Here is a 255-nt window from a genome sequence, read left to right on the forward strand (position 1 = left end):
GGCATTATTTGTTAAACTCTTCAGTAAGTTGTGGTACAACTTGCTTTTTACGTGAAACGGCACCAGCTAAGAAAGCATGGTCGTCTTCTAACGTAAAGTGGAAAGCTGCTTCAACTTTATCTTTGTGGCTACCGATTTCGACAATTTCTGAGTTAGAATTTACGATATCTGTAATCATGAAGACAAAGTCATCATAATGTTCAACTTCCATTGCTTTCTTGATGGCTACTTTGACATCGTGTAAGCGTGAAAGTA

At 37.6% G+C, this 255-nt stretch carries 1 protein-coding gene; it reads right to left on the reverse strand.

The features are described from left to right. Nucleotides 1–4: 4 nt before the first annotated feature. On the reverse strand, nucleotides 5–255 hold a 251-nt coding region (locus ETC07_RS16275), incomplete at its 5' end, for a DHHA2 domain-containing protein (protein ID WP_205742577.1).

It is taken from the genome of Halomonas borealis (assembly GCF_004798905.1).
In the GTDB taxonomy this organism is placed as follows: Bacteria; Pseudomonadota; Gammaproteobacteria; order Pseudomonadales; family Halomonadaceae; genus Halomonas; species Halomonas borealis.